21 protein-coding genes and 1 tRNA gene are annotated in these 24,788 nt (G+C 34.6%); 11 read left to right on the top strand and 11 right to left on the bottom strand.

What is annotated here, in order from left to right:
• Positions 1 to 19 precede the first annotated feature (19 nt).
• Positions 20 to 958, top strand: coding sequence for a type IX secretion system ring subunit PorN/GldN (gene porN, locus MQX03_RS14990; RefSeq protein WP_242804016.1), 939 nt, complete (start codon positions 20 to 22; stop codon positions 956 to 958).
• Positions 959 to 1,012: 54 nt separating this feature from the next.
• Positions 1,013 to 2,044, top strand: coding sequence for an NAD(P)/FAD-dependent oxidoreductase (locus MQX03_RS14985; RefSeq protein ID WP_242804014.1), 1,032 nt, complete (start codon positions 1,013 to 1,015; stop codon positions 2,042 to 2,044).
• 38 nt (positions 2,045 to 2,082) lie between these two features.
• Here MQX03_RS14985 and MQX03_RS14980 read toward each other — a convergent pair whose 3' ends face one another.
• The gene (locus tag MQX03_RS14980) at positions 2,083 to 2,460 is read right to left on the bottom strand and encodes a putative periplasmic lipoprotein (RefSeq protein ID WP_242804012.1); all 378 of its coding nucleotides are present in this window, start codon (positions 2,458 to 2,460) and stop codon (positions 2,083 to 2,085) included.
• Positions 2,461 to 2,706: 246 nt separating this feature from the next.
• Here MQX03_RS14980 and MQX03_RS14975 point away from each other — a divergent pair, with 246 nt between their 5' ends.
• The 5 genes from MQX03_RS14975 (at position 2,707) to MQX03_RS14955 (ending at position 9,811) form a co-directional block, all read left to right on the top strand.
• A complete protein-coding gene (locus MQX03_RS14975; protein ID WP_242804011.1) occupies positions 2,707 to 3,096 on the top strand; it encodes a hypothetical protein in 390 nt (129 codons plus the stop codon).
• Between the two features lie 148 nt (positions 3,097 to 3,244).
• Entirely contained in the window at positions 3,245 to 4,327 is a 1,083-nt protein-coding gene (locus tag MQX03_RS14970; protein WP_242804068.1) for an efflux RND transporter periplasmic adaptor subunit, read from the top strand.
• Positions 4,328 to 4,334: 7 nt separating this feature from the next.
• Complete coding sequence (locus MQX03_RS14965; RefSeq protein WP_242804010.1) at positions 4,335 to 7,529, top strand: efflux RND transporter permease subunit; 3,195 nt, start codon at positions 4,335 to 4,337, stop codon at positions 7,527 to 7,529.
• A complete protein-coding gene (locus MQX03_RS14960; protein ID WP_242804009.1) occupies positions 7,516 to 8,958 on the top strand; it encodes a TolC family protein in 1,443 nt (480 codons plus the stop codon). The genes MQX03_RS14965 and MQX03_RS14960 overlap by 14 nt, the downstream gene beginning before the upstream one ends.
• Positions 8,959 to 9,112: 154 nt before the next feature.
• Positions 9,113 to 9,811, top strand: coding sequence for a hypothetical protein (locus tag MQX03_RS14955; protein WP_242804008.1), 699 nt, complete (start codon positions 9,113 to 9,115; stop codon positions 9,809 to 9,811).
• Between the two features lie 369 nt (positions 9,812 to 10,180).
• Here MQX03_RS14955 and MQX03_RS14950 read toward each other — a convergent pair whose 3' ends face one another.
• The 5 genes from MQX03_RS14950 to MQX03_RS14930 form a co-directional block, all read right to left on the bottom strand.
• Positions 10,181 to 10,975 (bottom strand): GLPGLI family protein, encoded by a 795-nt coding sequence (locus tag MQX03_RS14950; RefSeq protein WP_242804007.1) that lies wholly within the window; start codon positions 10,973 to 10,975, stop codon positions 10,181 to 10,183.
• A gap of 168 nt (positions 10,976 to 11,143) precedes the next feature.
• Positions 11,144 to 12,136 (bottom strand): dienelactone hydrolase family protein, encoded by a 993-nt coding sequence (locus tag MQX03_RS14945; RefSeq protein WP_242804006.1) that lies wholly within the window; start codon positions 12,134 to 12,136, stop codon positions 11,144 to 11,146.
• A gap of 150 nt (positions 12,137 to 12,286) precedes the next feature.
• Entirely contained in the window at positions 12,287 to 12,802 is a 516-nt protein-coding gene (locus MQX03_RS14940) for a hypothetical protein (protein ID WP_129536220.1), read from the bottom strand.
• Positions 12,803 to 12,968: 166 nt separating this feature from the next.
• Positions 12,969 to 13,367 (bottom strand): nuclear transport factor 2 family protein, encoded by a 399-nt coding sequence (locus tag MQX03_RS14935; protein ID WP_129536221.1) that lies wholly within the window; start codon positions 13,365 to 13,367, stop codon positions 12,969 to 12,971.
• Positions 13,368 to 13,563: 196 nt separating this feature from the next.
• Positions 13,564 to 13,983, bottom strand: coding sequence for a hypothetical protein (locus tag MQX03_RS14930; protein WP_242804005.1), 420 nt, complete (start codon positions 13,981 to 13,983; stop codon positions 13,564 to 13,566).
• Positions 13,984 to 14,147: 164 nt separating this feature from the next.
• On the opposite strand from MQX03_RS14930, the gene xerA reads away from it, so the two are divergent.
• A complete protein-coding gene (xerA, locus tag MQX03_RS14925; protein ID WP_242804004.1) occupies positions 14,148 to 14,987 on the top strand; it encodes a site-specific tyrosine recombinase/integron integrase in 840 nt (279 codons plus the stop codon).
• Between the two features lie 134 nt (positions 14,988 to 15,121).
• Here xerA and MQX03_RS14920 read toward each other — a convergent pair.
• Both MQX03_RS14920 and MQX03_RS14915 read right to left on the bottom strand, forming a co-directional pair.
• A tRNA-Ser gene (locus tag MQX03_RS14920) sits at positions 15,122 to 15,208 on the bottom strand.
• A gap of 49 nt (positions 15,209 to 15,257) precedes the next feature.
• Positions 15,258 to 16,283 (bottom strand): asparaginase, encoded by a 1,026-nt coding sequence (locus MQX03_RS14915; RefSeq protein WP_242804003.1) that lies wholly within the window; start codon positions 16,281 to 16,283, stop codon positions 15,258 to 15,260.
• 83 nt (positions 16,284 to 16,366) lie between these two features.
• On the opposite strand from MQX03_RS14915, the gene MQX03_RS14910 reads away from it, so the two are divergent.
• Together MQX03_RS14910 and MQX03_RS14905 are read left to right on the top strand one after the other, a co-directional pair.
• On the top strand, positions 16,367 to 17,029 hold the full coding sequence (locus tag MQX03_RS14910; RefSeq protein WP_242804001.1) for a TrmH family RNA methyltransferase: 663 nt from the start codon (positions 16,367 to 16,369) through the stop codon (positions 17,027 to 17,029).
• 9 nt (positions 17,030 to 17,038) lie between these two features.
• Positions 17,039 to 17,698 (top strand): XAC2610-related protein, encoded by a 660-nt coding sequence (locus tag MQX03_RS14905; protein WP_242803999.1) that lies wholly within the window; start codon positions 17,039 to 17,041, stop codon positions 17,696 to 17,698.
• Here MQX03_RS14905 and MQX03_RS14900 read toward each other — a convergent pair.
• From MQX03_RS14900 to tsaD, 3 genes are all read right to left on the bottom strand, one after another.
• On the bottom strand, positions 17,695 to 18,390 hold the full coding sequence (locus tag MQX03_RS14900) for an RsmE family RNA methyltransferase (RefSeq protein WP_242803997.1): 696 nt from the start codon (positions 18,388 to 18,390) through the stop codon (positions 17,695 to 17,697). The two genes, MQX03_RS14905 and MQX03_RS14900, sit on opposite strands and share 4 nt — an antisense overlap.
• A gap of 30 nt (positions 18,391 to 18,420) precedes the next feature.
• A complete protein-coding gene (locus tag MQX03_RS14895; protein ID WP_242803996.1) occupies positions 18,421 to 18,831 on the bottom strand; it encodes a hypothetical protein in 411 nt (136 codons plus the stop codon).
• Positions 18,832 to 18,902: 71 nt separating this feature from the next.
• On the bottom strand, positions 18,903 to 19,919 hold the full coding sequence (gene tsaD, locus MQX03_RS14890) for a tRNA (adenosine(37)-N6)-threonylcarbamoyltransferase complex transferase subunit TsaD (protein WP_242803995.1): 1,017 nt from the start codon (positions 19,917 to 19,919) through the stop codon (positions 18,903 to 18,905).
• A gap of 4 nt (positions 19,920 to 19,923) precedes the next feature.
• On the opposite strand from tsaD, the gene MQX03_RS14885 reads away from it, so the two are divergent.
• Positions 19,924 to 24,711, top strand: a complete 4,788-nt coding sequence (locus tag MQX03_RS14885) for a translocation/assembly module TamB domain-containing protein (protein WP_242803994.1) — start codon at positions 19,924 to 19,926, stop codon at positions 24,709 to 24,711.
• Positions 24,712 to 24,788: the final 77 nt, after the last annotated feature.

Raw genomic sequence — 24,788 nt, 5'->3', positions numbered from 1 at the left:
TAATTTGTAAATTCATATTATGAAAAAATATATTAGCAGTCTTTTAGTTTTAGCTTCTGGGTTTGCATTCTCCCAAACTATTCTAAATGCTTCTTCTCCGGAAGAGTTCAGACAAATGAGAGCTGAAAATATGAGAAAAGTGGGAGATACTGTTATTAGCAATAAGGTAAAACCACTTGAATATGGTTTTGTAGATGATAAAGACATCGCAAAAAGTATGATGGTATGGGAAATAATAGACATGAATGATAAAATTAATCAGCCATTCTATTATGATAATCCAGACGGTTTACTTTCAAAAACTACAAGATCATTATACCAAATTCTTCTTGATGCTGCAATGAATGGGCAATTGGAAGAAGTATATGATGACGAAAATTTCACTACCAGACTTAATAAGGAAGGTATTGAGAAAAAGTTGGAGAGCGTAAGAATGGATGAGGAAGCTATTGAGATTCTAAATTCAGGACGTCAGCTTACAGAAGAAGAAAAGAAAAGACTTATTGACCATATTGTAACTACAACTGAAAAAGTTAAAGTTCTTAAAATTATGGGAATGTGGTTTGTTGATAAGAGAGATGGTCAGATGAAATACAGACCTCTTGGTATAGCTGCAATGGGGCCGGATCCTACATCAATTGGAAGGCTTGATGCTGAAGGGAAACCAATGGCAGGAGCTAATGAATTAGTTGATTTATTTTGGATTTACTATCCAAAAGCTAGAGAGATCTTAGCAAACAACTATGTTTTCAACAGAAATAATTCATCTGCAGACTTATCTTTTGACGATATAATCAACGCAAGAAGATTTTCTTCTATTATTTATAAATCTTCAACTGGTTTAGGTGATGGTGTTATTAAAGACTACATTCCTAGAAATGCTGAGGAGCAATTAGAAGAAAGTGACAGAATCAAAGGACAAATTCTTCAAATGGAGAATGATATGTGGAATTACTAAATTTCACTTGATATTTATAAAAAACCTGAGTACTTTTACTCAGGTTTTTTTATTATGCAAAATGTAGATTATATTATTGTTGGTGACGGTTATGCCGCATTATTTTTTTCCCATCAATTGACAAAAAATAACAAGTCATTCGTTATTTTTTCAGAAGGAAGGAAAAGTGCATCTCAAATATCTGCAGGAATCATAAATCCTGTTGTTCTTAAAAAATTTACGACTTTTTGGCTCGCTCAGGAACAATTAGATTTTCTCAAAACCTCACTCAATGAAATAGAAAAGTATACTGGAGCAAATTATTTAATTGATGCTTCCATTCACAGAATTTTTCATGATGAGAACGAACAGAAACTATGGCTTAAAAAATCGCAATCAGAAGAACTTTCTGAATTTTTACACGAAAACTTTAAGCATTTAGAAGGCGTTAAAAATGATTTTAATTCAGGAATGGTCAATCAGTCTGCCAGATTAGACGTTCATGGATTTTTCAATGATTTACTTGAATTTCATGAAAGTAATGCTCAATTAATTAAAGAAAAATTTAATTATAATGAAGTTAATGCTGAAAACTCGACGTATCAGAATTTTCAGTTTAAAAATATTATTTTCTGCGAAGGAATGGGTGTTAAAAATAATCCTTACTTTTCAGATATTCCGGTGATTCCAAATAAAGGACATCACATCAGAGTTAAACTTTTTCAGCCGCTTCAGAAAGATATTACCATCAAAAAGAAACATTTTTTATTTCCGTTAAATAATGGTTTGCATTTCTATGGTGGAACCTACGACAGGGAACAGTTACATGAGCATATTGATCAGTCCGCAGTAGAGCAGCTACAAAAAGGACTATCTGAATTTTATCCGTCTGATTTCGATATAGAAGAAGTCCACTTTGGTTTTAGACCCACTGTAAAAGACCGAAGACCAATTGTTGGAAGACATGCTGAGCATCAGAATTTTTTTGTCTTCAACGGTTTGGGCGCTAGAGGGATTTTGAATGGCTGTTATTTCTCCAAAAATCTTTATGATTTTATTGAAAATAAAATTGAATTGCCTCAAGAAATTTCTTTAGATAGGTTTTAAACAAAAAAAAACGTTCAAATTGAACGTCTTTTGTATTTTTATTGTGAAGCCATTTTTGTTTCGGCCTGATTTCTTTTCCCATGGAATAAAACCATATCCATTTCTTTTTTCAGGAAGGTTACTTCATTTTTTGTTTCGGTGTACAAATATTTATTATCCTCAGTAGAAAATCCGGGAGTAGAATGATTTTTCTTCAATTCATACGTTTTTCCGTTAAGGTGTACTGTGATAATATCTTTCGTATTGTTGGTTATTACCTCCATTTCGTCGCCATGACGGTCAGAAATAGTTTCTTTTGTAATGTCGTCTTGAGACGCCGCTTCAGTATTTACTACGGATAAGTCTGGGTCTTTTGCAGAGTGCTTACACGCTGCTAGTGTGAGGATTACAAAGAATCCGAGAAGAGATTTTTTCATTTGTAGTTGTGATTTTTATGAGTTTCAATTAATATTGATTTGGTTGTGTAAAATTACAATTATTTTTCTTTAAAATATGTTAAATTTTAATAATTTAAAGAATTTGGAGTCTGTTTATGTATTTTTTTTAAAGGTATATGTAATTTATTGTTTCTCTCATTCACTTTTCAGCGAAATTCAAGAAGAGTTAAATTTTGTTAATAGTGAATTGAGTATTAAAATCTAAACTTACCTTTGCCTCTTCAAATGAGAAACTATATCGTATACTTTTTGACCAGCCTTTTTCTGCTTTTTGTAGTGGAAAGCAAGCTTAATGTCAAAACTTTGCGAAGCGACTTTTCTGGTCATATTTCTCACAATTACCCAAATAAAGTTGATCATTCTAATCAATCTAGTTCGAAATTTACTGTTCAGCAGATAAGCGACAGTGCTGATAATTTTACTTTAGAATTGACGGAGGATGATTTTCAGCTATCCGATACCGTACAAGCAATTATCTTTTTTGCGAGTGTTTTTGGATTGATTTATTCATTTGGACTATTATTTAAGAAAAGATTTAAACCTTCTATTTCTGAATTTTTACAGCATGTTCATTCTGTAAAAACATTCATTCTGATTCGTTCGATCAGAATCTAAAATTTCATTTTCCAATTACCTTTTTTGTTCCCGAACCGGAGTGAAAAAGCTTTGCATTGTGGTCTATTCTGATTTCATAATGTAAGTACTCCCCAGAATTATTTATTCAAACTAACATTTAACGATTTTAATAATACTCTAGATTATGATGAAAAGAGTTCTCCCAGGCGTTGTCTTAAGCGCTGTCCTTTTACTTGCAAGCTGCAATGATAAAAAGGAAGAAAAACAGGAAGATTCAGTGTATCCAGTGACTTCACCTGTAAAAATGGATACGATTATTAACAAAGATTTTGTCGCTCAGATCCAGTCGGTGAAGAACATCGAGGTTCGTGCTCAGGAAAAAGGTTTCCTTGAGAAGATTTACGTAGACGAAGGTCAATATGTAAGAGCTGGACAAACTTTGTTCAGAATTATGCCACAAATCTATCAGGCAGAATTACTTAAAGCACGAGCGGAAGTTGAGCAGGCTTCTATCGAACTGAAAAATGCAAGCACTCTTGCCAGCAACAACATTGTTTCAAAAAACGAAAGATTAATGGCAAAAGCTAAATTGGATGCGGCCAATGCAGAAATGAAATTAGCGCAAATCCATCTTTCATTTACAGATATTAAGGCTCCATTTTCTGGGATTATCGATAGAATTCCATTGAAATTAGGAAGTTTGGTTGATGAAGGTGATCTTTTGACGACACTTTCAGACAATACCAATATTTACAGTTATTTCAATGTTTCTGAACCTGAATATTTGAATTACCAGACTCACGTTGCAGATCGCGGCAGCCAAAATGTAAGCTTAATGATGGCAAACGGCGAAATGTTTAATCAGCAAGGTGAAATTCAAACGATCGAAGGTCAGTTTGATAATGAAACAGGAAATATCGCTTTCAGAGCCAAATTTCCAAACCCTGAAAAGCTGTTGAGAAATGGTGAGACAGGAAAAGTTCGTATGACTTTACCGCTTAAAAATGCTTTAATCATTCCGCAGAAAGCAACTTACGAAATTCAGGATCAGAAATATGTTTTTGTGATTGATAAGAATGGAGTTGCAAAATCTAAAAACATCAAAGTCTCTTATGAACTTCCTGATATCTATGTAGTTTCTTCAGGTATTTCTCCGGATGAAAAAATCCTGTTGGAAGGTGTTCAGAAAGTTAAAGACGATCAGAAAGTAAAAGTGAAATTCCAAGATCCGAAGAAAGTTCTTCAGAATTTAAAATTAAAAGCAGAATAGAAGAATTATGTTTAAAAAATTCATTCGCAGACCTGTTCTGTCAATTGTGATCTCGCTGATCATTGTTTTTATGGGAGTTTTATCTTTAATGAAACTTCCTATCACTCAGTTTCCTGCGATTTCTCCACCAAAAGTAAATATCACCGCCACTTATCCCGGAGCGAATAACGAATTGTTGATTAAATCTGTTGTTATTCCTTTGGAAAGAGGATTAAATGGTGTTCCTGGAATGAAATACATGACTTCCGACGCAGGAAATGACGGTGAAACATCCATTCAGGTTGTGTTTGATTTGGGAACTGACCCGAATGTTGCAGCAGTTAATGTTCAAAACCGTGTTTCTTCAGTAGTAAATAAACTTCCGCCGTTGGTAGTTCGTGAAGGGGTAAAAATCACCCGTGAAGAACCGAATATGTTGATGTATATTAACCTGTACAGTGACGATCCTAAAGCTGACCAGAAATTCCTTTTCAACTATGCAGATATTAATGTGATGTCTGAATTGAGAAGGGTAAGTGGAGTTGGTTTTGCCGATATTTTAGGAACAAGAGAGTATGCAATGCGTATTTGGCTGAAACCTGATCGTTTGACGGCTTACAATATTTCGGCAGATCAAGTAATGGAAGCTTTAAACGAGCAAAGTTTGGAAGCATCACCAGGAAAAACAGGTGAAAGTTCAGGAAAACGTTCTCAGTCATTCGAATATATTCTAAAATATCCTGGACGTTTTAATAATGAAAAAGATTACGGAAATATCATTCTTAAAGCGAAATCTGCAGGGGAATTTGTAAGATTAAAAGATGTTGCCGATATCGAATTTGGTTCTTCAATGTACGATATTTATTCTACATTGAACGGAAAACCTTCCGCAGCAATCACGGTAAAACAATCGTACGGCTCAAATGCAAGTGACGTTATCAAAAACGTAAAAACATTGATGGCTGATCTTGAGAAGACCAATTTCCCGAAAGGAATGCATTATGACATCAGTTATGACGTTTCAAGATTCCTTGATGCATCAATTGAAAAGGTTGTTCATACTTTATTTGAAGCCTTTATTTTAGTTGCGATTGTGGTGTTTTTATTCCTTGGAGATTGGCGTTCAACGTTGATTCCGGCAATTGCAGTTCCGGTTTCTTTGGTGGGAACATTTGCTGTGATGTCCGCATTTGGAATTACTTTAAATATGATTTCGCTTTTCGCTTTAGTAATGGCAATTGGGGTCGTCGTCGATGATGCGATTGTTGTGATTGAAGCAGTTCACGCTAAGATGGAAGAGAAAGGTCTTTCCGCTTTAAAGGCGACTGAAGAAGCAATGCACGAAATCAGCGGAGCAATTATCGCAATCACTTTGGTAATGGCTGCTGTCTTTATTCCGGTAGCATTTATGTCGGGTCCGGTTGGAGTTTTTTACCGCCAGTTTTCCATTACAATGGCATCGTCGATTATTCTTTCGGGAGTTGTGGCGTTGACTTTAACTCCGGCTTTATGTGCTTTAATTCTAAAAAATAATCACGGAAAAGCTAAGAAAAGAGGTCCGATTACGATTCTTTTAGACAAATTCAACAATATATTTACTAAAGGAGCAGGGAAATATGAGAAGTTACTCAACAAAACAGTGACTAAAAAGTTCATTACACTTCCTCTGTTATTAATTTTCTGTGCCTGTACTTACTTTTTAAGCAACTCACTGCCTTCAGGATTTATTCCGGGAGAAGATCAGGGGATGATCTATGCAATTATTCAGACACCGCCTGGTTCTACATTAGAAAGAACGAATCAGATTGCCAAAGAACTATTGAAAGAATCTGAGGATATCGACGGAGTACAGTCTGTTTCTTCATTAGCAGGTTACGAAATTTTGACGGAAGGAACTGGCTCAAACTCAGGAACATGTTTAATTAACCTTAAAAGTTGGGAAGATCGTTCAGAATCTGCTGCCGAGATTATTGAAAAGCTTGAAGAGAAAGCTAAAAATATTCCGGGAGCCAATATTGAATTCTTCCAGCCGCCTTCTATTCCTGGTTATGGAGCTGCTGGTGGATTTGAATTGAGACTTTTGGATAAAGCCGGAAGTGGTGATTACCAAAAAATGGAGCAGGTGAGTACGGATTTTGTGAAAGAATTGAAAAAACGTCCGGAACTGGGTTCTGCATTCACATTCTATTCCGCAAGTTTCCCTCAATATATGCTTAAAATCGATAATGATTTGGCCGAACAAAAAGGCGTGAGTATCGAGAAAGCAATGGATAATCTTTCAACTTTAATCGGTTCAAACTACGAAACCAGTTTCATCCGTTTCGACAGACCTTATAAAGTGATTGTTCAGGCAGGTCCACAATATCGTGCTTTGCCAAGTGATTTGTTGAAATTATACGTGAAAAACGATAAAGATCAGATGGTTCCGTATTCAGATTTTATGCATTTGGAAAAAGTGTATGGTCTTTCTGAAATCACGAGACATAATATGTATAATTCTTCTGAGGTGAGCGGAACTCCGGCTCCGGGTTACAGTTCTGGGCAGGCGATTAAAGCCATTCAGGAAGTTGCCGATAAAACATTACCAAGAGGTTTTGGAATCGACTGGGCAGGAATTTCAAAAGATGAAGTAGGCCGTGGAAACGAAGCAGTTTACATATTCCTGATCTGTTTAGGATTTGTTTATTTAATTCTTTCAGCGCAGTATGAAAGTTTCATTCTTCCTTTACCAGTCATTCTTTCATTACCTACAGGGATTTTCGGAGCGTTTTTATGTTTGAAATTGTTAGGATTGGAAAACAACATCTACGCACAGGTTGCCATGGTTATGCTGATCGGACTTTTAGGTAAAAATGCCGTATTGATCATTGAATTTGCCGTTCAGAAAAAAGCAGAAGAAGGAATTCCTGTGGCACAGGCGGCCATCGAAGGAGCGGCCATCCGTTTCAGACCTATTTTGATGACTTCATTTGCATTCATTGCCGGTTTGATTCCTTTGGTTATGGCAACCGGACCGGGAGCTGTTGGAAACAGAACGATTGGTACCGCTGCAGCAGGGGGAATGCTTATAGGAACCGTTTTCGGACTACTGATAATTCCGGGATTATACTACATTTTCGGAACTATTGCCGATAAATCCCGATTGTCAAAATATGAAGAGGAAAATCCTTTAACCGAACAAACAGAACCATACAAGCACGATAATAAACATGAAGATTTATAATAAATATATAGCAGCCATCGCCTTATCGCTTGTTTTAGCAAGTTGTAAGGCGCCCATGGCGACCGTTATTCAGGATGAAGTAAAAAATACAATTCCTGAGAATTTTAGTCAAAATGAACAACAGGACGTTAATAACAACAGCGGAACCACCCCTTGGAGACAGTTTTTTACAGATCCAAATTTGGTTAGTTTAATTGAAACTTCTCTGAAAAATAATCAGGAATTAATGATCACGCTTCAGGAAATCGAAATTGCCAAAAGCGGAATCGTTGCCAAAAAAGGAAGATTAAGTCCATCTGTAAGAGCAGGTTTAGGAGCCGGAGTAAGTAAAGCCGGTCGTTACACGAGTGAAGGAGCGGGTGATGCATCCACTGAAATCGAACCCGGAAGAGAAATGCCCGATCCGCTTGGGAATTTCGAAGGTGGTTTGATGGCCAACTGGGAAATCGACATCTGGAAAAAACTCAGAACCGAAAAAGATGCTGCCGTTGCTCACTATCTTTCAACCGTTGAAGGAAAGAATTTTGTCCTTTCTAATCTGATCGAGGAAGTTGCTGATAATTATTACGAATTGTTGGCGCTTGATAATCAGCTGGATATTATTCAGCAGTATATCAAACTGCAGACGAGAGCTTTAGAAATTGCTAAAATTCAAAAACAGGCCGCAGCTGCAACAGAATTGGCAGTGAAGAAGTTTGAAGCTGAATTGGCAAAATCAAAAGCTACGGAATACACGATTCGTCAGGAAATCACGGAAAAAGAAAATCAGATCAATGCACTTTGTGGCCGTTATCCGCAGCCGATTGTGAGAACGAAAGAAAGTTTTATGTCTATCATTCCGCAAACAGTATATACGGGAATTCCGTCTCAGTTATTGGCAAACCGTCCTGATATTAAACAGGCTGAATTAGAATTAAAAGCAGCAAAATTAGATGTTGAAGTAGCAAGAAAAGAGTTTTATCCTTCTTTAGAAATTTCAGCAACTTTAGGATTGGAGGCTTTTAAACCTTCTTATCTGGTTAAATTACCCGAGTCGATCGCGACAAGTTTAGTTGGTGAATTGGCAGGACCACTGATCAATAAAAGTGCAATCAAGGCCAATTTCCAGACGGCAGATGCAAAACAGATTCAGGCCTTGTACGAGTATGACAAAACCATTTTGAATGCGTATCTGGATATTTCAAATCTGATGTCAAAAGTGAAGAACATCGATCAGTATTATCAGTTAAAGTCTCAGGAAACTCAAGCTTTAGACCAATCCATCGATATTGCCAATCAACTTTTCAAAAACTCAAGAGCAGATTATCTTGAAGTTTTGTTGAACCAACGAGATGCTTTAGATGCAAAAATGGAGTTGATTGAAGCTAAAGAGAAACAGTTAAGCACCGTTGTCGATATTTATAAAAGTTTAGGCGGCGGCTGGAAATAAGTTAGTTTTTTATTCATATATCATTATTTCAATCGTGAAGTCCGGTTCTGTTTTCAGAGCCGGACTTTTTTTAATAAAATTAAATTTCAAAATAAAACACGTCAAGTTTTGTCGCATTACGCCTGTAGCTTTGCAGTATAAAATATTAAGAGTTATGGAAATCCCGTTTTATTTAAGTTTCAGAGAATTCGAAAATCAATATTACAACAATCTTGAAAAGTGGTTTGAAAACGATCAAAACACCAATGAAACAGATTTTCTGCTTCATATAAAAGAGATGTACAAACCGTATTTGTGTTACAACTTTTCAGAAGACAGATTGCAGGCAGATGCTGTGATTGACGTAAAAAACTGCTTCTTTCCATACCATGAGAATTTTGGAATTTCATTTAACATGAATCATGGTAACGCAAAAAGTTTCAAAACCGGAATCAAAAATGTTTCTGAGTTGAAAACCATCAGCATGATGGAATATGCCCAACATATTTTGGACAGAATTCATCATTACTTTCAGAAGAATAAAATTTCAATGAAAGAAAATGAGACGATTTTAAACTACATCAATCATTACGAAATCATTACGTCAAAAGAGAAAACAGGCTACTGTCCAGATTACAATTTACATCAGAAAAAACTTCCGTTTTTAAAGGCTTTTCTGCCTCATTTTGGAAGTACAGTCGATATGGCTTTGTACAGAAATTTCTATTTTTCGGTTGTGAGAATTGCAGATTTTATCGATTACAAACTGAAAGCGGTTGAAGCTTTTGAAAAAAGTATGTACAGCGAATTGCGCTCTGAAGCGATGATTAAAATTCACATGAGAAACCAGACTTTCCTTACGGTTTGTAACTGATTTTTTAGGAGCTTAATCCGGCTTTCCACTGTATCTTTTTCGCCAGTGCTTTTTTTGCAAAGCCAATTCAGAAAAAGGATGTCGTTGCAATCCGGGCTAGGTGAGAAGTCTTTCATTAAAACACCAAACATTCATACATTATTATATTGTCGAAATGCATTTTATCACAGTGTATTTCAAGCAAAAATCCAGATTCATTGATCTGGATTTTGTTTTTGATAAATTTATAAAAATGAAATTATTAACGATAGTGTTTTTACTTCGACTAAGCTCGTTATTCTATCTAACGAAAATATATTGGCGAAGTGCGGGCTGGATTTAACTGAAATCTAACCTCTCATTTTGGAAATACCATGTTAGCAGAAGTTTTTATTTGTAGTTTATTTTATGATTTAACTCAATAGGATTATTTTCTTGCAAAATATTTTTTTGCATTTCTTTAGTCTTTACTGAAATATCCATTGCAATACCATTCGGGCCGGTAAATGTAACTGTTTTTCCCATTGCCACTTTTGTATTTATATCATAAGGATCATTAAAATATGATTTTGCAAGTGCTTCATATTTTTTCCAATCAATTTTTATAGTTTTTGTGCGTGCGTCAAAAATATTCCCGCCTTTTTTGACTTCTATCAAATTAAATGAATAGTCATTGTTTGAATCTTGAATAGAAACAATCAATCCAGGTAAACCATTGAAAATATATGGACCATCACTGAAAGGTAATTCCGTAGTAAACCAGGCAATCCAGTTTCTTCCTCCATAATTTGTTTCTGCTTTTTGAGATTTATATTTTCCAATTGTTTTTTGTTCGGAAGTTATTTTCCAATTTAATATTTCCTCTACTGGAAGAAGATAATCTGTTCCCAAATAAGTGATTACTTTTTCAATTCTTTTTTGAGTTAAATTCTTTTTGACATAGAATTGGTTTTCAACACCCATTTTAAACCTTCCATTTCCATTATTCAACCTTATTGAATCTGATTTTTTGTCTAGTGAATCTCTAAAAATTGAAATATTACTTTTTAGATCCAAAATCATATTGTCGGAATTAACATCATCTGGTTTTTCTGAATCCAGTTTGTATTTTGTTTCGTAAATAAAACTAATTTTTTGCGAGCAGCAAAATGTAGAAATTCCAAGAAAAAATATAATAAATTTCATTTGTGACGAGTGCTTGTTTAAAATTTCTGCTACCGTTTGGCCGCTAACCGAAGTTGCCGATCAAAGCGGACTGAGTTTTCTCTGCCAAGATAATGTTTGTTCGTGAACTCACAACTTCCGGCTACCGAAAACTCGGCAATTTTGGTTAGCGGCGGTTAGCAGAAGTTGTTATTTTTTATTTGTCCATTCCATAAATTCTGCGAAAATATCCATCCACATATCTTTCGATTCTTCATTATCATTGCTTGGAAGAGTTTCAAATCCGTGATCAAGATTAGGATAGATTCTAAAGGTAAGATTGTCCTTATGATGTCGTATAAATTCTGTTTTTATAATTAAAGACGATTCAATAGGAACTGCTTGATCCTTGGTTCCAATTGCAATAAATATTGGGATGTTGATTTTGAGTAAATTCTCGATTGGTGGCTCTGAAAATTCGTGCCAACGTTTGTATGTATTGTCTAACCAGAATTTATCTATTGAGGTTGGATTTTTTTCGATATCCTCAATTTGTGAATATAAACTATCCAGTTTTTTTATAGAAGTAGCTTCATCAATTTTACCTTTAGATGCTTCTTGTCTTATGGATAATGCAAAATCATTGTATTGAGTATTTCCACTGCCTGACCAAAATCCAATATGTGTAATTTTTTTATTTACAGTGCCCAGCTTTGCAACAACATCACTTCCTTCTGAATGTCCTAAAGCAACAATTTTTTCAGAATTTTTGATTATTTTTTTTCTAATGTGATTAATAACATTATTGTACTGCCAAACTCTATAGTCCAAAGATTCATTTTCATAATAGCATTTCGGCGGATTAAAAGTTTCATTTATTGTTGCAAAAGGAACGCATTTCTTTGATACAATTATAAAGGCGTAATTAGTCGGTATTTTGTTCAAATCAAAAGGAATTGTAGAGACCACAGAGACGGATTCTTTTTCTTTTTTTATATCAAACATTGGAACTGCTGCCGAACCTTGAATAAATAATATAATATTTGTTTTATCTGTAATTTCATTTTGTGAGTAGATGTGATAATTTATTGTATCATTATCTTTTAATATTGTAAAATGTTTAAATCTTTTGTATTCAGATACAGATTGTGAAAAACACAAATTTGTAATGATTATAAAGATTAAGGTGAGTGCTATTTTCATACAATTTCTGCTAACGTTCCGCGGCTTCTCGTCAGTTGCGAAGTTCGGAACTTTTTATTTTCTGTTAAAGATAAAAATTCTTGCGAAACGTAAACGTGAACTTACTACAAAATTCGCAATTGCGAGAAACGGCTGTTAGCGGTAGGTTTTTTAATCATTACCGAGTATTTGAAGAAAAATAATTTTTGTTTCTTCAATCTCAAAAACCAAATCTATTCCCATTATTCTGTAAAAACCACCTTTAGTAACAGTTGATTCGTAAATGTTTGTTGATATTTCGGCGAATTCTTTCTCAAGTAAAGTTATAAAGTCGTTAATTGAATTTTTGATTCTACTTTTCAAATCCCTTATTGTTTCATTCTCTTTATCACTTAAAATAGATGGTTGCTGCATTACAGGTTTTACTAATTCAATTTCTAATCTTTCTTTCCAATCTTTAACTTCTGTTAATTCTACATCCCAATCATTTGGATATACTCCGAAGAGTTCATATGAATTATTCTGTATAGCGCCTTCTATATTTCCATCCGAAAAATTATAAGCAAATAGTTTGTAATTCATTCCAATTACTGAAAAAGAATTAATAGCAGCTAAAGAAGCAAGATAGCCGTTAAGATAAACTAGTTTCGTCTGTAAAATTTGGTCTTTTAATTCTTCGTTCAACATAAATTTCTATTAGATATTCTGAAAACTTACCGCTAACGTTCCGCGGCTTGGCGTAGTAGCGGCAAGTTAAAGAAAAATTTAATAAGAAATGCTGAAGTTGAGAGTATTTTCCAAGAAAGACAAACCAGCTATTGCGCCAAACGGCTGTTAGCGGTAGTTTCCTTAATTAATCCAAAGGTTCGAAGCAATCATAATTTCTTTGACGGAATATTTTCCCATCTTTTATTTCAAAAAATTGAGCAAAATACGCTACCATTTCTTCTCCAATTTGAAGCTTTCCAATAGGAATTGATATTGTGCCTTTCCACACAGCTTCAAGAATTACAATATTCTCGAAACTATATAGTTTTTTGATTTCATATACTTCTTTCGACATTATTTTGCGACCGCGTTCAGATCCAATCTTTAAATCTTCCAGACTTCTTTTTGCAACATTTTTCGTTACTAAGTTTGGGTATTCTATTTGTTCAGCATCTTGATGATAGAATTTCTCGAAGTTATCTTCGGATTTTCTTTCTGACATCATCTTAAGAAATTCTGTTACAATTTTTTCATTTTCATTCATAAGTTGTATTATACTTTTGTTAGAAATTACCGCTAACGTTTTGGGGCTTTGCGTTCGGGCGGGAAATCGAAGCACAAAAGCTTGTATTATTACTAAAGTTCAATTGAAAAACTACTGTTGAATTTTGCACTTCAGCCCGCCTGACGCAAAACCCTTGTTAGCAGAAGTGTTTTCTCAAGTTTTCATTGTTTATTTTTCACCAATTGTGTCCAACACCAACATATTCAATTTTCTTTTGACTGAAAAAATGTTTGTAGTTTGTCAATTCCTCTCGAATTTGAATTAAATCAGTTTCTACTTTTTGTTTGCTAAAGCACCAAGTTTTACCATTGTTTGGATTAGTCCATTTGATATTTTCTTCCAAGTGTAAAACTTGAATTCCAAATTCCCAACCGCTACATTCTGGTACTCCACAACAGCAAGAAAAAATAGAAAATTCACCGTCTTGTTCTAAACTTTTCAGAAATTCATCAATATTAATAATGTCACTGTCCGCATATGGTTTTTCAGTATTTAGTCTTATTTCCAAATCACCTTGCATCCATATATTATCCGCCTCCATTTGGCAAGCAGTGACAACCAATTCTACAATTATGCTATCTAAATTATTATTCATTCTTTATGTTCTATGGTCGGCTTAACATTTCTGCTAACATCCAAATTTACGCATTGCGTAAATACAAGATATGTATTGTTGCGCTTATCCTCTTTACTATTTTAGTTAATTATCTATAAATTAGTTGATTAATTTTCTATATCTTTGGATAAACGCAATAAAAGATGAATCAAAATCTCATAGATCAATTTGTAACAATACTCCGCATACAACGCTATGCTGATAGAAGTGTAAAGACTTATGCATCGCACCTTGCTTATTTTCTCAGACTTTCTGCTAAACACAAGCCGGAAGATATTACCGATCAACAAATAGAAAATTTTGTTATCTGGCTGGTAGAAAAAAGAAAAGTAGGGCAATCATATCAGAAAGCGATGATTTCTACAATTACCAAGTTTTATAAAGAGATATTCCAACGCCATATTTGCCTAAAGCACCTCTATCCTAAAAGAAAAGAATATAAACTGCCAAAATTTCTCACACGAGACGAGATTAAAAAAATATTAGATGCCACAGAAAATATTAAACATAAAGCAATTCTTATGACCATTTATTCCTGCGGTTTGAGATTGAGTGAGCTTTTGGAACTGCAAATATCTGATATTAAGGTAAAAGAAAAGTTGCTACTAATCCGTCAGTCAAAAGGAAATAAAGACCGCTTGATGGTTGTATCTGCACAATTATTAAATGCTTTAAGAGATTATTATAAAATTTACCAACCAAAAAACTACCTGTTTGAAGGTAAAAGCTCAGAAAAATATTCTGAACGAAGTGTACAGCAAATTCTGAAAAATTCTTTGAAGAAAGCAGGAATTATCACTCCGGCTTCAGTACATACTTTAAGGCATTCTTATGCCACACACTTGTTGGAAAATGGGATTGATATTAGAATCATCAAAGATTTATTGGGTCATAGTAATATTAAAACAACTGAAATCTATACACATATTACGGATATCAACAAAAGTAATGTGAAAAGCCCATTGGATTATTTAAAATACTAAAAAATTGTTAGAATTTTTCATGATTAATTGAAAGCTCAATTTTGAAATAATTTTATAAGAAAAAGAATGAAAATTTATTTTAAAATTTTCGATAGTTAGAAACTAAAAAAAAGCGTTGAAAATCAACGCTTTTGCAGAGAGGAAGGGATTCGAACCCTCGATACAGTTACCCGCATACTACCTTTCCAGGGTAGCTCCTTCAACCACTCGGACACCTCTCTATGTTTTGAAGACTGCAAAAATAGGCTATTTTATCGAATTAACAAATTCTTAATCTGCTAATTCACTAATCTCACCACAAATATTTTTTGAGAAATTATCTGCAAAACTTCCTTTGTAATTTGGGTTATCAATTAAATGCATTGCTTTGGTAATCGCAGATTCAGCGGTCATATCTTTTCCACTTATCGCACCGATTTTAACGAAAATGTTGCTATTTTCATACTTCCCAAACGAGATTCCACCTGAAATACACTGACTTACCACTACGATTTCAGTTCCGTTGCTTCTGATCTGCTGCAAAGTTTCCAGAGTTTTTTCACTACTGAAAATTGTTCCCGATCCAAAAACCTGCAAAATCAAAACTTTCATCTTTGGAATTTCTTTAAAATGATTCAGTTTCATTCCCGGAAAAATTCTCCAGAACAAAACATCTTCAGAAATATGTTCATCCACACGAAACTCCATTCTTCCATCACAACGGAAAAGATTATCCTTTTCTATTTTTAAATGAACTCCGGATTGTCCAAGAATAGGGTAGTTCGGACTTGAATAAGCATCAAAATACTCTGCAGAATATTTCAAAGTACGGTTCCCTCTCAGTAATTTATATTCAAAATAAATAGCAACTTCCTGAATCACGGCTTCGTTTTGTTCGTAAAGACTTGCGTAATATAAACTTGTCAGAAGATTTTCCTTAGCATCAGTTCTCAAATCTCCGATCGGAAGTTGTGAACCTGTTAAAATCACTGGTTTCGTTAAACCTTTTAGCATAAAACTCAATGCTGAAGCTGTATAAGACATCGTATCTGTTCCGTGAAGGATCAGAAATCCGTCATATTTTTTATAATTATCAAAGATATAATTGGCGATAATTCTCCATTCTTCCGGTCCCATATCGGAAGAGTCGAGTGGTTTTGCGAAAGGATGTACAAAAACTTCACATTCCATCAATTTCATTTCGGGCATTTTCTCAAAAATATTTCCGAAATCAAAGGCACGGAGACTTCCGGTTTCGTAATCTTTTTCCATACCAATGGTTCCACCAGTATAAATCAGAAGGACTTTTCGCTTCATTTTAAATTTAAATTAAAGATTTTGAGTTTCTTTTCAGGTTCAGAATTTCAAAATTACGTTAATTTGCAAAGATTTGAAAATAGATGGAAGATTTAGCAAAAACTTACGAGTATTTAAAACAGTTTTTAACCGAAGAAAGATTAAGAAAAATTGAACATTTCGCTCCTGAAAGTTCAGATTTTGTACTTCCTGTTTTAGAAGATGTCTATCAGTTCAGAAATGCAGCAGCAATTGTAAGGTCTGTGGAAGCTTGTGGTTTTCACAAAGTGGTTGCTTTGCAGGAAGAAAATAATTTCGAACCCAATTTAAAAGTCACCAAAGGTGCAGACACATGGGTTGAAGTGGAAAAGCTTCCCCGAAATATGGAATCTTTTCAAAAAATCAAAGATAAAGGCTACAAAATCGTTGTCGTTTCGTTAGAAAATAATGCGAAAATGCTTCCGGAATATGAAATCACCGAGCCAATCGCTCTCGTTTTCGGAACAGAGATGGAGGGAGTTTCTCAGGAAATTTTAGATTTTGCAGATGAAACCTTGGCGATTCCGATGTATGGTTTTACGAGAAGTTTTAACGTTTCTGTTGCGGCATCACTTTGTATGTATGAATTGAAGCAAAAACTGATGAAGTCTGGTATTGATTATAAATTGGATGAGGAAAAACTTTTGAGAATGAAAATCCGTTGGGCCGTGAACTCTATAAAAAGCGGAGAGCAGATTATGGCTAAATATACGAGAGAAAATTCATAATTTGATTCAATGAAAAACATTGTTCTGTTGATAGGTTTGCTATTGATTTTTTCTTGTAAGAAAGAGAAAAAACCGAAACTTGCAGTTCCTAAAATGAAACAGGATTCTTCAGTAATTTCGAAAAATAAAGAAGTTAAACTATCTGACGAAGAAATTTTAAAGATTCAGAAAGAAGAGGAGAAAGAAAGATCGCAGATTGTAAGAAAATATACTCTTTTAAAGAAAGAAAACGGTTTTGAATACAAAGTTTTCTGCGAAGAACAGAAAAGTGGGATGACCAATTTTACAAAAGTAAATATTTTGAAATCTGGCAAATTGTTTCAACAATTAAAAATTGATAAAGATTCAACTTTTGTTTATCACGACAATGAAGTGAATTTTTCTTGTGATGAAGATTGGAATTTTGATGGCTATAATGATTTTAAACTGATCAATTGGACTGGAATGGTCGACCAATCGTACTATTTGTGGCTTTATGATAAAGATTCAGGAAAATATAAATTTTCACCTTCCTTTAGTAAAATTATAAATCCAATTGCAAATAAAAAGAATAAAGAAATTACATCAAGCTACCACGCAGGTCCTGTAACGTATTACTATTTTACGTATGAATTCAAAAATGGCAAATTTGTACAAACAAAGGCTGAAGTGGAGGGTGAGGATTATTAAATCATCTTATTATAATTCCAAGCCGCAACAAAAACTCCTGCAGTTTCCGTTCTCAGTCGTTGATTTCCGAGAGAAACCGCTTTAATTCCTTTTTCAGCTAAAAACAAAATTTCCTTATCTGAAAAATCACCTTCAGGACCAATCAGAAAAGTGTAGTTTTCTAATGTTGGAATTTCATTTAAATTAATTCTTTCTAGATTTTCGTTGCAGTGCGCCACGAAAGTAGTCTCAGAATCTACATTTTTTAGAAAGTCAGGTAATTTAATCAAATCATTAATAATCGGAAAATGAAATCTCAAGCTTTGCTTTGATGCTGCGATCGCTTGTTTTCTGATTTTATCAATATTCAGATTTTTACGCTCTGTTTTCTCGGTTTGAAGAATAGTGATCTCAGAAATTCCCATTTCTACAGCTTTTTCAACGAAAAATTCAATTCTGTCAATATTTTTTGTCGGAGCAATCGCAATATGAAGTTTTGGATTGAAATCTGGAGTTTCAGTTTTAATTTCTAAAACCTCAATTCCTGCTTTTTTACCTTCAATAATCAATGCTCCGGAAGCTAAATTTCCTTTTCCATCGGTTACGTGAATTTCCTCGCCATCTTTCATGCGAAGAACTTTCACGATGTGCTGCTGTTCTTCGTCGTTGATGATTGCTTTTCCGTTATTGATTTCTCCAAAAAAAAGTTTCATATATTGATATTCAGACAGTTATTTTATTTTTTAAAATGTAATCTCATTATCGCTTAAAAATGCCACACCGGTTTTTATTGTGGTGTAAATATCGCCCTCACAATCTCTGTATGAACAAGCGTAAATCTCTTCAACCCATCTATTATTCATAAAAATCAAATTCAGATATTCGTTTTTTCTTAAATTATTTTTGATGGATAAATAATCTCCTTCTTTAGGTTCGTAAGCAAAACTAAATACATTTTCTGAATTCATTTTCTCGATAATCTCTTCCTTTACATTTTGAACATATCCTATTTCTGAACTTATCATTAAATAATCTTCGTCTTCAGATTTTTCTGTAACTTCATTTTTTCCGGTAATCGTTTCTAAAACCCAATAATATTTTGAGTTCTTTTTAGATTGCGTTCCCAGTACTTTTTCTTCTAATAATAATTTCATCTGTAGATATTAATTTTAAGTCGTTATTTTTAAGAAATTTTCTACCCTTTAGAGTTGGAAAAAAAAATCTTTTATAAATCGTATTTTGATGTTGCCGTAGTTCGTAAATCTGTAAATTCTCCTCTTTCAAATTTCAGCTGTGCAACTATTGCAATCATTGCGGCATTATCCGTTGTATATTCAAATTTTGGGATGTAAATATTCCAGCCTAATTTTTCGTGATTGTCCTGCATGATTTGTCTTAATGCAGAATTGGCGGAAACTCCACCTGCAATTGCAACTTCTTTTATATCTAAATCTTTCGCAGCTTTCTCCAGTTTATTCATTAAAATTTCAATAATACATTTTTGTACAGATGCACAAAGATCATTCATATTTTCTTTAATGAAATCAGGATTTTTCTTTACTTCTTTTTGAATAAAATATAAAACCGAAGTTTTAATTCCGCTGAAAGAATAATCGTAATTTTCTAATCTAGGTTTATTAAATTTAAAGGCATCAGGATTTCCTTCTTTTGCCAATCGGTCGATAATTGGTCCTGCGGGATAATCGAGATCGAAAATTTTCCCGATTTTATCAAATGCTTCACCTGCTGCATCATCAATGGTTTTTCCGATAATTTCCATGTCAAAATAATCTTTTACCAAGACAATCATGGTATGTCCACCGCTTACCGTAAGACACAAAAACGGGAATTTTGGCGGCACAGGATTTGCATCGTCGATGAAGTGCGCCAAAATATGCGCCTGAAGGTGATTAACTTCTATCAAAGGAACATCTAAACTCATAGCCAGAGACTTAGCAAAAGAGGTTCCTACGAGGAGAGAGCCCAAAAGTCCGGGGCCACGGGTAAAGCCTATGGCAGAGATTGCATTTTGTTGTATATTTGCTTTGGTAAAGGATTTTTCTACTACGGGAATAATATTCTGCTGATGAGCTCGTGACGCAAGCTCAGGAACCACGCCTCCATATTCTTTATGGATTTCCTGGTTTGCGGCAATATTTGAAAGAATAGAATTTCCTTTGATAATGGCTGCTGAAGTATCGTCACAAGACGATTCGATACCTAAAATTATAGAGTCACTCATAGTAATGGCAAAGTTAGAGAATAATAACGAAAATGAGCATAAAAAATCAGTAGCTGAAAACTTAGGTGATCAGGTGCAGAAGACGGTTGATAATGTTCAGGAGACTGTGAAAGAGGCTTCTGAGCTTGCTTCTGATGCTATTCATCACCCGATAGATACCGCTCAGGAATTTGGTAAGCAGGCTGCAAAAGACGTAACCAGCTATTCTTGGTGGGCAAAACTTTTACTGATTCTTTTTTGGACAGTTCTTGGTATTGTAGCTTTTGTTTTTATTGCGATTAATCTTCCGGTAACTAAAAGATGGGCAGCAGATCAGGCTTTGCAGATTGTCAACAGAGATTTCAAAGCAAAAATGTCTACCGAAAGTGTAGAAGTAGATTTCTTTGGGGATGTTACGATTAAAGGACTAAGAATTAAGGATTATAAAAATTTAGACTTCATCAAAGCAAGAGAATTTAAAGCCAATTCAGATTGGTTTTCTTTGGCTACGAATGTTGGTAAAAACAATTCATTAAGTTTTAACGGCTTACGCCTTATCGATGCGGATATAAAAGTGATTACCTATAAAGGTGACAGCATTTCAAACTTTATACGTTTTACTCAATTATTCGACAGTGGGAAGAAAAAAGATCCAACGAAACCGCCGTTTCAGTTGAATTCAAGATTGGAGATTTTAGATTCTAAAGTTTCTATCGTCAATCAAAACTCTCCCGGTGAGCCTGGGAAATGGTTAACGGCAACCAATGTTAATCTTATTGCTCCAAAATTGAAAGTTAACGGTGTCAACATCAATGCGACCATCAATAATTTTACATTCACCACGAAAAGATGGGGCAAAGCTCACTTTGTAGATACTTTTTCTACCGATTTCTCCATGACTGAAGATTATCTTTTTCTGAAAGATTTAACTCTAAATACCGATCATTCACTTCTTCAAGGTGATATTAAATTTAATTTAAATAAAGGTTCTTGGGCAGATTTTACCAATAAAGTAAAATGGGATATGAATCTTAAACTGGGAAGTCAGTTGAGCGGTTATGATATCTCTTATTTTGTCACCAATTGGGATAACTTTATTCCTTTTAATATCAGCGGAAAAATGACCGGTCCGTTGAATAAATTTAGGTTAGATAATTTCCTGATCAGAAATCCTTCGGTAAATATTGCCACGCAAAAAATGAATATTACCAATCTGTTGAAAGGTAATTTCTTAATTGAAACCAATAATCTTTCCGCAGATTTTACCTACAAAGATCTGAAAGCGATGATGCCGAATTTCATTTCAACCAAAATGAAAAACTTCGCAGATGATTTCGGAAAATTAAAATACAACGGAGACGTAAAAGTTACTCCAAAACAAGTTTATGTTTCTTCAGGAAACCTGATGACGGGAATCGGACAGGCAAAAATCACCAATTTTTCGCTAACAGATTTCAGTACGACGATACCTAAATACAAAGGGTATGCGGAAGTGAGAGATCTGAACACTTCGGTGATTACCAAAAGTAAAACAGTGGGTCTTATTTCAGGGAAATTCAATATTGACGGACAAAGTTTTGATGTAAACACGATGCGCATCACTACAAAATCTCAGATTTCAAGCATTGAGATCATGAATAAAGAAATCAATAATCTGAATTTGGACGGTTTGCTTGATCATAGAAAATACAACGGTTTAATTACCGTAAATGACGAACAGGCAAAAGCAACTGTAAAAGGTTTAATCGATTTTAGCACCAAAAGAATTTATGCAAATGTTGATGCGAACGTTACGCATCTGAATATGAATTATTTCACCGATAAACCGGGAAGTCAGATTGTAAGCGGTCAGGTGAATGGGAAAATGTCGATGACGAATGTGAATGATTTAAATCTTGATGTTGAAGCCAATAATATCAATTTTGCAACGGCAGCTCAACGCTATCAGATTCCGAATGCGAAAGTGAAAACTTTTATTGAAGGCGGAAATCGTGTGATTGATGTGAATGCTCCGGGTGCAGTAGATGGTAAAATTTCAGGACGATATAATCTTGCTGATTTGGCAGGAATGTTGGAAAACGGTTTAGGCAAAATTTTAGTCGGTCCGCCACCAAGAAAACTGTATCGTGGACAGAATTTTACGATGAATTTCGATGTTCAGCAAGGTTTGGTGAGTTATTTTATGCCGGATTTAAAACTTCCTCAAGGGGCAACAGTTGAAGGCGAATATGATGGAAATTCAAACAATTTAATTTTAAATCTTGATGCCGCTTCTCTGAAGTATGTGATGACCAAAAAAGAGGAAATCACAGATGCAGACATGGCTTTGGCCAATGCAAACCCCGCATATACGGTAAATCCGAGAGAAGTTATTACCAGAGACAGTGCTTTGGTCGATAGCGTTATGGTGAGAATTAATACCGCAAATCTTGACCAACAGTTATATGCAAAAATTAAAAGAGTAGAATACAATAAAAATATTCTGAAAGACATTCTTCTTACAGGTAAAAATGAAAACAACTCAACCCTAAGAATCGCAACCAGCTTTAAACATGGAAGTCCACAAGATGAGCTTGATGATAATCTGAAGAATTACGCAATTAATTTTAATCAGTCTACAAATCCGGCGGGAGATTATATTTTCAAATTTGAGCCTACTGAAGTTAATTTTAATAATGTAAAATGGTCTATTGATACAAGCCCTGAGCTCGACCATTACATTAGTTATCGTAAGAAAACACAAGATTTTGAAGTCAGAAATCTTAAGATTTATTCAGATAAAAGTTCATTGTTAATTAATGAATCGATATTTAAATCTGCGAAAGATTTCTACGTGGATGCGGAAGTTCAGGATTTTGCAATAGAGAAACTGTTGGAAATGCAAGCCGGCGGAAATCCGATGGATATTAAAGGTTTAGCCAATGGAAGCGTAAAAATCAAAATGGATAAAAGCACGTTGCAGCCTTTGGTTGATTTAACGGTTGATGATATTATGATGAACGGAAATGATATGGGAGACCTTACGATTTCTGCAGTCAACGGATTTTCTTTAAATGTATATGATGTCGACGTAAAAGTAACATCCGCAGGTGTGATTGGAAATAATAACCTTCACCTAACGGGTACGGTTAATAACAATACACCATCTCCAACAATTGATTTGGTTACTGAACTAAGAGATTTCGATTTGGCATTTACCCAACAGTTTGTGCAGACCATTTTTGGAAATCTAAGAGGAAAAGCAACCGGAGATTTAAAAATAAACGGAACGCTCAAAAATCTTGATTACAGCGGAGATATTGCTTTAAAGGAATTTGGTTTAAAACTATTGTTCACGGGTGTAGATTACTCATTTGACGATACGGTAATTCCGCTTTCTAAAGGTTTGGCGATTCTCAACAATATTGGAGTACATGACGGAAGAACCAATTCTCAAGGAACAATTTCCGGGGCGATACAGTTTGAAACCTTATCATCCATGGGGGTCAACTTGGTAATGAGAGCCGATAATTTATTAATGCTGAATACCACTCAGAAAGAATATGATCTTTTCTGGGGAAGAGTTTACGGACAGGGAGATTTGTATGTCGACGGTCCGGTTTCTGCGTTAAATTTATCAACTCCGAATATGAAAGCGTTGAACGGAAGTACATTTACTTTCAATTCAAGCTCAACTTCAAACGTGGAAGAATTTAAAATGCTGAGGTTCCTGAAAGAAGGAAAAGATGGTCTGGTCACTTTAGAAGACAAGAAAAAATCCGGAGCCAACATGAATATCGATTTCAGTCTTGATGTTGATAAAGGAACTACGGTAAATGTTCTGGTGGGTGATGATGTCGGAAATATTACGGTAAAAGGGGTTGCTGATGATTTGAGATTCCAGATGGGAAGGCAGGGAGCTATTGCAATGAACGGATCTTATATGGTGGATAGCGGAACGTTTGTGTCTAAAGCAATCTTAAACAGGACTTTCCAGATTCAGAAAAATAGCAGCATCCGTTGGGACGGTGATGCGATGAAGCCGATGCTTGATATCACGGCAAATTATGTGAGAATGGTTTCTAATGCAGGAGAATATCTGAATATGGGTCAATTACAGCCGATCAGTATACTTTTGCAGGCAAATATCACCAATACTTTAAGTGATCCTAAAATAGCACTGAATGTTACTGCACTTGATGTTTCGAGTCAGGTAAAAGAAACTTTAGCGGCAAGGATAAACCAGACGGAAGGGGAGAATGTTTTGCAGTTTGGTTCCATTTTATTATTAAACAGTTTTAATGTTTCTAATACGGGGAATTTAAATTTTGATGCGGCTGGTGTAGCAGAGTCATCAGGTTACAATATGTTGCTTAAACAACTAGGGTCAGTGCTTAATACAATGAGTAATGAGTTTCAGATCGATTTAAATTATGTAAAAGCTGACCAAAATTCAAATTTGGGTGACCGTGCTAATGCTGGAGTGAGTTTTGATCTTTCACCACGAGTTACCGTGAAAACAGGATTAGGTATTCCTTTAAATAAAACAGATGCTACAGAAACTAACTATCTCTCCGGAGAAGGAAGTATAGAATATGATATTTCTAAAAAGAATGACGGTACTTTACTACTGAGAGGTTATTCTAAACCTACCAATATCGGAATGGGTGTTGGGACGGTTGGTACCAACGGTTCTGCAAATCAGGCGTATGGTGGTGGTATTGTATGGAGTAAAAGCTTCAATTCTTTCTTTAAAAAGAAGAGAAAAGATAAAAAACAACCTCCTGCTAATAAGGAAATAAAAACAGATTCCGTAAAATCAACGGTTAAATAATCTGAATCCTTGAATGATTTTTATCATCTGTGTTAATTATTGTTAATGTTTGATATATTTTTTTTAGTTAATTTATT

The organism is Chryseobacterium aahli (assembly GCF_022699665.1).
GTDB classification, from domain to species: Bacteria; Bacteroidota; Bacteroidia; order Flavobacteriales; family Weeksellaceae; genus Chryseobacterium; species Chryseobacterium aahli.
Note: the sequence above shows the minus strand (reverse complement) of the source record. Positions and strands in the feature narration are given on the sequence as shown.

Excerpts from the sequence above, each read along its gene's own strand:
- porN (WP_242804016.1), top strand. The coding sequence starts at position 20 with ATGAAAAAATATATTAGCAGTCTTTTAGTTTTAGCTTCTGGGTTTGCA.
- MQX03_RS14985 (WP_242804014.1), top strand. The coding sequence starts at position 1,013 with ATGCAAAATGTAGATTATATTATTGTTGGTGACGGTTATGCCGCATTA.
- MQX03_RS14980 (WP_242804012.1), bottom strand. The coding sequence starts at position 2,460 with ATGAAAAAATCTCTTCTCGGATTCTTTGTAATCCTCACACTAGCAGCG.
- MQX03_RS14975 (WP_242804011.1), top strand. The coding sequence starts at position 2,707 with ATGAGAAACTATATCGTATACTTTTTGACCAGCCTTTTTCTGCTTTTT.
- MQX03_RS14970 (WP_242804068.1), top strand. The coding sequence starts at position 3,245 with ATGAAAAGAGTTCTCCCAGGCGTTGTCTTAAGCGCTGTCCTTTTACTT.
- MQX03_RS14965 (WP_242804010.1), top strand. The coding sequence starts at position 4,335 with ATGTTTAAAAAATTCATTCGCAGACCTGTTCTGTCAATTGTGATCTCG.
- MQX03_RS14960 (WP_242804009.1), top strand. The coding sequence starts at position 7,516 with ATGAAGATTTATAATAAATATATAGCAGCCATCGCCTTATCGCTTGTT.
- MQX03_RS14955 (WP_242804008.1), top strand. The coding sequence starts at position 9,113 with ATGGAAATCCCGTTTTATTTAAGTTTCAGAGAATTCGAAAATCAATAT.
- MQX03_RS14950 (WP_242804007.1), bottom strand. The coding sequence starts at position 10,975 with ATGAAATTTATTATATTTTTTCTTGGAATTTCTACATTTTGCTGCTCG.
- MQX03_RS14945 (WP_242804006.1), bottom strand. The coding sequence starts at position 12,136 with ATGAAAATAGCACTCACCTTAATCTTTATAATCATTACAAATTTGTGT.
- MQX03_RS14940 (WP_129536220.1), bottom strand. The coding sequence starts at position 12,802 with ATGTTGAACGAAGAATTAAAAGACCAAATTTTACAGACGAAACTAGTT.
- MQX03_RS14935 (WP_129536221.1), bottom strand. The coding sequence starts at position 13,367 with ATGAATGAAAATGAAAAAATTGTAACAGAATTTCTTAAGATGATGTCA.
- MQX03_RS14930 (WP_242804005.1), bottom strand. The coding sequence starts at position 13,983 with ATGAATAATAATTTAGATAGCATAATTGTAGAATTGGTTGTCACTGCT.
- xerA (WP_242804004.1), top strand. The coding sequence starts at position 14,148 with ATGAATCAAAATCTCATAGATCAATTTGTAACAATACTCCGCATACAA.
- MQX03_RS14915 (WP_242804003.1), bottom strand. The coding sequence starts at position 16,283 with ATGAAGCGAAAAGTCCTTCTGATTTATACTGGTGGAACCATTGGTATG.
- MQX03_RS14910 (WP_242804001.1), top strand. The coding sequence starts at position 16,367 with ATGGAAGATTTAGCAAAAACTTACGAGTATTTAAAACAGTTTTTAACC.
- MQX03_RS14905 (WP_242803999.1), top strand. The coding sequence starts at position 17,039 with ATGAAAAACATTGTTCTGTTGATAGGTTTGCTATTGATTTTTTCTTGT.
- MQX03_RS14900 (WP_242803997.1), bottom strand. The coding sequence starts at position 18,390 with ATGAAACTTTTTTTTGGAGAAATCAATAACGGAAAAGCAATCATCAAC.
- MQX03_RS14895 (WP_242803996.1), bottom strand. The coding sequence starts at position 18,831 with ATGAAATTATTATTAGAAGAAAAAGTACTGGGAACGCAATCTAAAAAG.
- tsaD (WP_242803995.1), bottom strand. The coding sequence starts at position 19,919 with ATGAGTGACTCTATAATTTTAGGTATCGAATCGTCTTGTGACGATACT.
- MQX03_RS14885 (WP_242803994.1), top strand. The coding sequence starts at position 19,924 with ATGGCAAAGTTAGAGAATAATAACGAAAATGAGCATAAAAAATCAGTA.